5 protein-coding genes are annotated in these 7,398 nt (G+C 74.5%); 1 reads left to right on the forward strand and 4 read right to left on the reverse strand.

Going from position 1 to position 7,398, the window contains the following annotated elements; genetic code table 11:
- The first annotated feature begins 46 nt into the window (after positions 1 to 46).
- Positions 47 to 2,656 carry an ATP-binding protein gene (locus AC559T_RS23080; protein WP_498870103.1) on the forward strand — a complete coding sequence of 870 codons (2,610 nt, stop codon included), beginning with the start codon at positions 47 to 49 and terminating at the stop codon, positions 2,654 to 2,656.
- 22 nt (positions 2,657 to 2,678) lie between these two features.
- On the opposite strand, the gene manB is transcribed toward AC559T_RS23080, so the two are convergent.
- The 4 genes from manB to AC559T_RS23100 form a co-directional block, all read right to left on the reverse strand.
- Positions 2,679 to 3,752 carry a mannose-1-phosphate guanylyltransferase gene (manB, locus tag AC559T_RS23085; RefSeq protein ID WP_071067010.1) on the reverse strand — a complete coding sequence of 358 codons (1,074 nt, stop codon included), beginning with the start codon at positions 3,750 to 3,752 and terminating at the stop codon, positions 2,679 to 2,681.
- Between the two features lie 136 nt (positions 3,753 to 3,888).
- Complete coding sequence (locus AC559T_RS23090; RefSeq protein ID WP_071067009.1) at positions 3,889 to 4,800, reverse strand: glycosyltransferase family 2 protein; 912 nt, start codon at positions 4,798 to 4,800, stop codon at positions 3,889 to 3,891.
- 79 nt (positions 4,801 to 4,879) lie between these two features.
- Positions 4,880 to 6,010: a glycosyltransferase family 4 protein gene (locus AC559T_RS23095; RefSeq protein ID WP_020463323.1), complete on the reverse strand. Its 1,131-nt coding sequence runs from the start codon at positions 6,008 to 6,010 to the stop codon at positions 4,880 to 4,882.
- Between the two features lie 64 nt (positions 6,011 to 6,074).
- Positions 6,075 to 7,262 (reverse strand): glycosyltransferase family 4 protein, encoded by a 1,188-nt coding sequence (locus AC559T_RS23100; protein WP_498870104.1) that lies wholly within the window; start codon positions 7,260 to 7,262, stop codon positions 6,075 to 6,077.
- Positions 7,263 to 7,398 lie beyond the last annotated feature (136 nt).

Consider the following 7,398-nt stretch of genomic DNA (forward strand, 5'->3'; position numbering starts at 1 on the left):
CCGTAAGTAGTCCCAGAACCACCCGGCGCGGTCCAGACTTGCGATCGTGCCGGCTAACGCCCTCCATGCACTCGACACGGTCATGGTGCGCGCGTTCGCGGTTCTCCGTGTGCTGAACGTCGCCGTTCTCGTCGGCTACGTCATCGTGTGGTGGTCCTGGTATGCGGAGCATCCGGCCGGGCTCGCCGCGGCCGTGGTCACCGCGGCCTGGGGTGTCGTCTTCGTGGTGGTGTGCCTCACCCGGCAGGCGCTCCCCCGCCGCCTTGTCGCCGGGAACGTGGCCCTCGCGATCGTCACCGGTGCCGGCGCGGTGCTCTGGCTGCCTCCGGATTCGGTAGGCGGCTTCGGCACCTGGGTGTTCTCCACCGCGACCCACGCGGCGGTGGTCGCCGCGGCTGTGTACGGCCGCCGCACCCACGCGGTCGTGGTCGCGGCGATGGTCGCGGCGCTCCTCGGCGGCGCGGCGGTCGCTCAGGCCACGTTGGACGATCCCGCCCTCGGCGGGAACCACACCCCGCTGAAACGAGTGGTCATCGGAGTCGTGCTGCTCGCCGGGCTCGCGCAGCTCTTCCGGCTGGCCGTCGCCCGACTGCGGGCGATCGCGCTCGACGCCGATGCCCGGCTGACCACGGCCGCGGCCGAGCAGGAGGTGGCCACGGTAGCCGCGGCCCGGCTGCGGGACGAGCGCGAGCGGGAGCGGGTGCTGCACGACACCGTCCTGAACACGCTCACCGGCATCGCCTGGGGCGGCGGCGCCCCCCAGGACGGGTCGGGCGGGGCGCCGGTAGGGCCCGGGCACCTCACCGGTGAACAGTGCCGCCACGCGATCGAGGCCGTCCGGTCGATGCTGGACGGCACCGCCGCCGGAACGCGCGACCTGGCCCAGCCGATGCGGCGGGTGGTCGCCGTCGCGCGGGCCCGCGGCCTGCGTGTGGACGTCCGCGCCCTGCCCACGACGGATCTTCCCGACGAGGTGGTGGCGGCGCTGGCCGGGTCGGCCCAGGAGCTCCTCGCCAACGTGCGCCGGCACGCCGGGACGGACCGCGCCGCGCTCGAGGTGCGCTGGCGGCGCGCCGACGGGGCGGTCACCGTCATCGTGTCGGACGAGGGGATCGGGTTCGCGGCCCGGGCCGTCCCCGGCGACCGGCTCGGCCTGGCCCGGTCGGTGCACGCACGGATGACGGAGATCGGCGGGCAGGCCACCATCACCTCCGAGCCCGGTCGCGGGACCACCGCCCGGCTGACCTGGAGCGGCGGGGAGACAGGCGGTGGACGGCCGGCGGGCCACCACGCCGCCCGTCCGGCCAGCCGCCGGCCAGCCCACCGCAGGGGCATGCGCCCGCGGCCGCGGGGACGGTGGGCCGGGTACCGGTGGACAGCGGTCCGCGTCGCCTCACGAGCCCGATCCGCCCTACCGGGCAGATCCGCCGCACAGACCCGAACCGCCTCGCGGGTACGGGTTCCGGCCGGCACCACCGCGGCCGAACTCCGGGACTCCTACGCCGCCGGCCTGCGCCGGACGGTCGCCGCCGTGACGGCGATCTGGTTCACCAGCACCGTCTTCGTGCTGGTCCTCGTCGCGCCGTCCAGCCGGTCGGTGCCCGCCGCTGTGCTGCACTGGCTGTCGATGGCCCTCGTCGTGCTGCCTGCTGCCTGGACCGCCTACCGCCGGCCGCTGCGCCGCGCCGAGGCGATCATCCTGATGGTGCTGGCGCTCGCGGTGACGGCGGCGGTCGGCTTCAACATCGCGCCCACCCACACCGACGCCGCCGCGGGGACGGGCGGGCCGCCAAGCAGGATCAGCACCTGGCCGGTTCTCATCCTGCCGCTGCTGCTGGCGCTGCTCGCCGTGTCCCGGCTGTTCGTCGAGTGGATCGTGGCGATCGCCGCCACCGTGACGGTGCTCGACCTGCTCGTGCTCAGGGGCGCGGGCACCGGGCCGCTCGCGCTCGCGCAGCTGCTGACCGCGACGAACGGTCAGATCGCGATCCAGGTCATGGTGTCGATGGGCGGTCCGCTGCTGCGGCGCACCGCGGACCAGGTCGCCCGCGCCGTGGAGGCGGAGACCGCGCAGGCCGCGGCCACGCGGTCCACGGCCGCGATCCGGCAGGACCGGGCCCGCGGGCTCGCCACGGTCGAGCGGGAGGTGCTGCCGCTGCTGGAGGCGGTCGCCGACGGGCTGCTCGACCCCGGTGACCCGGCGGTGCGCGAGCGGTGCGGCCGGCACGCCACGGCCGTCCGGCGGGCGCTGGTGACGGGTGCGACCGGGGCGCTGGGCAGTCTCGCCGAGCCCGTCTTCGAGGCGCGGGCGCGCGGGCTGGACCTTGAGGTGCAGGTGGTTGGCGAGGCACCGTGGATTCCCGCGCGGGTGAGCGAGCGGCTCGCCGCCGTGCTGCCCGGGCTGCTGCGCGCCGTCCCGGCGGCGGGGGCGGAGCACGCCGTCCTCACGCTGATCTGCGAGGAGGGCGACGGGCGGCTGTTCCTGACCTATCCGGCGGCGGCCCCGCCGGAGCTGACCGCGCTGACCGGGATCGCCGGTGGCGAGGTGTTCCCGGTCAGCGAGGTGCTCTCGGTCAGCGCGGACGCCGACGACGGCCAGGTGTGCGTGGAGGTCGCCTGGTCGGCCGGCCGGGAGGTCAGGCTCGGTCGGAGCTGAAGCCGCCCGGTCGGCCGGGAGGTCAGGCCCGGTCGGAGCTGAACCGGACGGCGCCGGCGCCGAGCACCGCGCCCGGGAACACCCTGGCCCCGGCGCGCAGCTCGTTGCCCGGCTCGATCACGGCGCCGTCGCCGATGACGACGTTCTCGAGCACCACCCCGTTGCCGATCACCGCCTCGCGTCCGACGACGCTGTCGCGCACATACGCGCCCGCCCCGACGGACGCCCGGTCGAACAGCACCGAGCCGTCGATGCGCGCGCCGGTGCCGACCGAGGCACCCGCCCCGATCGTCGAGCCGCCGCCGATCTTGGCGTCGGTGGCCACCGTGGACCCGGGCAGCACGAGGCGGTCCCCGACCGGGCCGGGCAGCGCCGAGGACGGCATCCGCCCGGTGACGAGGTCCCGCGAGCCCAGGACGAACGCCGCCGGGGTCCCGAGGTCGAGCCAGTAGGTGTCGTCCGGGTAGCCGACCACCGGCACCCCGGCGGCGAGCAGGGACGGGAAGGTCTCCCGCTCGACCGAGACCGGACGTCCCGCGGGAATGGTGTCGATGAGCGAGCGGCGGAAGACGTAGCAGCCGGCGTTGATGAGGTTGGTGGGGGGATCGGGGGTCTTCTCGAGGAAGGCGGTGACCCGGCCGGCGGGGTCGGTCGGGACGACACCGAAGGCCCGCGGGTCCTCGACCCTGGTGAGGTGGAGGGTGACGGCCGCGTCGGCGGTGATGTGCCGCTCGACGAGGGCGCCGATGTCGAGGCCGGAGAGGATGTCGCCGTTGAAGATGACCACCGGCTCGTCGGCGCCGGAGCGCAGCCGGCTGGCGACGTTGCGGATGGCGCCGCCGGTGCCCAGCGGCTCGGTCTCGGTGACGTATTCGAGTTCGAGGCCGTGCCCGGAACCGTCACCGAAGTGCTCCTCGAAGACCTCGGCCCGGTACGAGGTGGCGAGGACCACCCGGGTGATTCCCGCGTCGCGGGCACGGGCGAGCATGTGGGCCGTCACCGGCACGCCGGCGACCGGCAACATCGGCTTCGGCGCCGACATCGTCAACGGGCGGAGACGGGTTCCCTGCCCGCCGACCAGCATCACTGCGTCCATGAGGCGTCAGTGTCGCAGAGCACGTCCGAGTCGGTTGCGTGTGCCCGGCCGGGTGACCCCCATGCTCAACGAGAGGCCACAGGCTGGACACGCATCGTCGGGTCGACGTTCATGTCCCGCAGTGGCCAACGTGGCCTCAGCGTGGCTTGCGGGCGGAGGTGAGCAGCTCGGCGGACCGGGTCGCGCGCGCGCCGGCGCTGTCGCGCGCGAACGCCAGCGCCAGCGCCAGCCGCGCGCCGAGGCCGACGGTGAGCGCCACGCGCAGCGGCAGCTGGCCCGGCCTGTCGTACTGCCGGCACAGGTAGCGGATCATGCTCCGGTGGTGGGCGACCACCATCTTCCGCGACGACCGCTTCGTCGAGTGCCCACCGAGGTGCTCGACGACCGCCGACGGGACGTAGACGAGCTGCCGGTCGGCCAGCCCGATGCGCCGGCCCAGGTCGACGTCCTCCATGAACATGAAGTACGACTCGTCGAAACCGCCGACGCCCTCGAAGACCTCCCGGCGCAGCAGCTGGCAGGAACCAGAAAGCCAGCCGGCCGTCATCTCCCGCGGGGCCCCGCGCTCGCGGCGGTAGGACGCCGTCCACGGGTTCGTCGGCCAGCACCAGCCGAACAGGGCGTGGCCGATGCCACGCCCGAGGGAGGGCAGGTCGCGGGCGGAGGGGTAGAGGGCACCGTCCGGGTTGGTGATGCCAGGGCCGAAGGCGCCGCCACCGGGCCAGCGGTCGGCGGCGGCGATCAGCTCGTCGAGGCTGCCGGGCGCGAAGGCGATGTCGGCGTTGGCGACAAGCAGCCAGGGAGCGGAGGCTCCGGCCGCCCCGCGGTTCGCCGCGGTGCCGTAGCCGAGGTTGCGGCCGGGGCGCAGCAGGGTGACCTCGGGCCGCTCACCGGCGGCGCGGGTGCCGACATCCACCTGCGGCGAGTTGTCGACCACGACGACCTCGTAGGGGCGGGTGGTCGACTTCGTCAGCGAGTCCAGGAAGGTCCCGATGATCTCCCCGGAACGGAAGGTGACGACGATGACCCGGATCTCCGCCTTGTCCACCGGGGAACCGTAGCGCGTCAGCCGCCGGCCGCCGCACCGGCCCGGTAGGCCGGGTGGTCAGGCGTCGGACCGGGGTGGTTCAGGCGTCGGCCACCGCGCGGGCGTAGCTCGCCAGGTGGGCCTCCGCGGAGGCCGCCCAGGTGAACTCGTGGGACCGGGCGAGCCCGGCCGCGGCGAGCTGGGCGCGACGCTCGGCGTCGTCGAGCAGCGCGCTCATCTCACGGGCGATCGAGTCCGGGTCGGGCTGGGTGTAGGCGACCGCGTCGCCGCCCACCTCGGGCAGCGAGAGGCGCGGGGTCGTCAGCACGGGGGCGCCGCAGGCCATCGCCTCCAGCACCGGCAGGCCGAAGCCCTCGCCGTGCGACGGATAGGCGACCAGCTCCGAACCGCCCAGATAGCCCGGGAGATCGGAGAAACGCAGGTAGCCGGGCCGGATCACCCGCAGATGGCTCGGCACCGAGGCGACGGCCGCGTCGACGTCGTCATCCCAGCCGGAACCACCGGCCAGCACGAGCGCCGGGGGCTCGTCGCGCCAGTGCACCGCCTCCGCCCAGCCGCGAATCAGGTTCGGGACGTTCTTGCGCGGCTCGAGCATTCCGAGGAAGGCCACGTAACGGGTGTCACCGAGACCGAGGCGCAGCCGCACCCGGCGCCGGTCCTCCTCCGTCGGCGGGTGGAACGTGGTCGTGTCCACCCCGTGATAGGCGACGTCGGTCGTCGTCGACTCGCCCTCGAGGACGCGGACGAGCTCGTCGCGCGTTGCCTTCGACGGGACGATGATGCGGCTCGCCCGGCGCACCGCCGTCCGCATCGCCGACCGGAAGAACGTGCCCTTCACCGCCGTGTGCATCTCCGGCTCGGTGAAGAAGGTGACGTCATGGATCGTCACGCACACCGGCCGCTGCGCGCGCAGTGGCATCGTGTAGTGCGGCGAGTGGATGACGTCCGCATTGACCTGTTCGGCGACGAGCGGAAGACCTGTCTGCTCCCACGCCAGCCGAGCCGGCCGGTGCGCGATGGCCGCCGGGCCCGACAGGACGGTCGCCCGCGGCGCCATCCGGCTGTAACGTTCCTCGTCCGATCGCTGGCACACCAGCGCCATGTCGGCGCCGGCCGCGCCCAGAGCAGCGACGAGCCCGTCGACATACCGCCCGACACCACCGCGGTCGGCCGGAACCGAGGTCGCATCAACGAGCACCCGGGGTCCCACGGCGCTCCTTCCGAGACGTGCCGCCTGATTCAGTGTGGCCGCTTGCTTCTCAACGGGGGCAACACTACGCCCGCCCGTCGTCGGCGACGGACACGGCAGGGGAGCCGCTGATTCGACGGTAGAGCTCCCAGCACGATCGCGCCGCCCCATTCCAGGTATATCCCGCCGCGCGGACCCGTCCGGAACGCGACAGACGACTGTGTAGCCGGGGATTCTGGACGATACGCGCGAGCGCCTCGGCGAAGCCGGCCGGATCACCGATCCGGGCCACCAGTGCCGCGTCGCCGGCGACCTCGACAAGAGCCGGCGTGTCGGAGACGACCACCGGCACCCCGTGCGCCATCGCCTCGATGACCGGCAGGCCGAAGCCCTCGGAACGGCTGGGCGCTACCAGCATCGTCGCCCGCGAGAGCACGACGGCGAGATCTTCGTCACTGATCCGGCCGAGACCAAGGAATCGCCCGGACGCGGCAAGATCGGCGAAACCCCCCGGCCCGGTCGCGTCGGGACCGAGATCACCCCATCCGGCGGCCCCGACGTGCACCAGCGGAAGGTCGGGGGCGTCCGGATGGCGCAGGGCGGCAAGCAGGGTGTCCAGGCCCTTGCGCGGCTCCATCGTCGCCAGGGTGAGCAAATACCCCCGTTCGGGAAGGCCCAGCCGGGCGGCCCGGCGGTCCGCGTCCGGCGGCACCCGCAGCACCGCCTCGGCGACCCCCTCACCGATCACGTGCAGCCGCTGCGCGTCAATCGGCAGATGCTCCCGGATGTCAGCCGCGACGGCCCGGGTCGGCACGATCACCGCGTCGGCGTGGCGGGCGACCCGCTCCCCCATCTCCCGGTGCCAGCGGACCCCGTGCGGCGTCAGGGTCTCGGGATGGGTCCACGGGACGGCGTCGTGCACGGTGACCACCAGCCGCGGCCGGGCACGGGTGACGCGGGTGGCACGGTCCCACCGGACGGGTGGGGGCACGAGCAGCGTCGGCGCGTGGACGACGTCCACCCCGCCCGGGCCCGGGCCCGCGCCGCGCGCCCAGGCGGCGGCGAGCGCCCGCCGCGGCAGGCCCAGGCGCAGCGGCCCGAGGACGCCCGGCAGGGCCGCCGCGGAGGTGTCACGCCGGAAGGCACACCACCCGACGACGCCGTCCCCGGGATCCGCCGTCCGGGCCAGGGCGGCGGCGAGCTCCGCGGAGTACCTTCCGGTCCCCCCGGGGACCGGCGCCAGAATCTGCTCGACCAGGAAACCGACCCGCATCCCGCCAGTCTCCCCCGCCCCGCGCCCCCCACCGACCGCCACCCCCGCGACACAGCGCCCCCATCCCCCAGCCGGGCCTTGCCGGCCAGGCAGGGCGCAAGCCTCGGCAACTGTGGCGGGGGGGGGGGGGGCGGGG

It is taken from the genome of Frankia sp. Hr75.2, from assembly GCF_949319125.1.
Lineage (GTDB): Bacteria > Actinomycetota > Actinomycetes > Frankiales > Frankiaceae > Parafrankia > Parafrankia soli.

Excerpts from the sequence above, each read along its gene's own strand:
- manB (WP_071067010.1), bottom strand. The coding sequence starts at position 3,752 with ATGGACGCAGTGATGCTGGTCGGCGGGCAGGGAACCCGTCTCCGCCCG.
- AC559T_RS23100 (WP_498870104.1), bottom strand. The coding sequence starts at position 7,262 with ATGCGGGTCGGTTTCCTGGTCGAGCAGATTCTGGCGCCGGTCCCCGGG.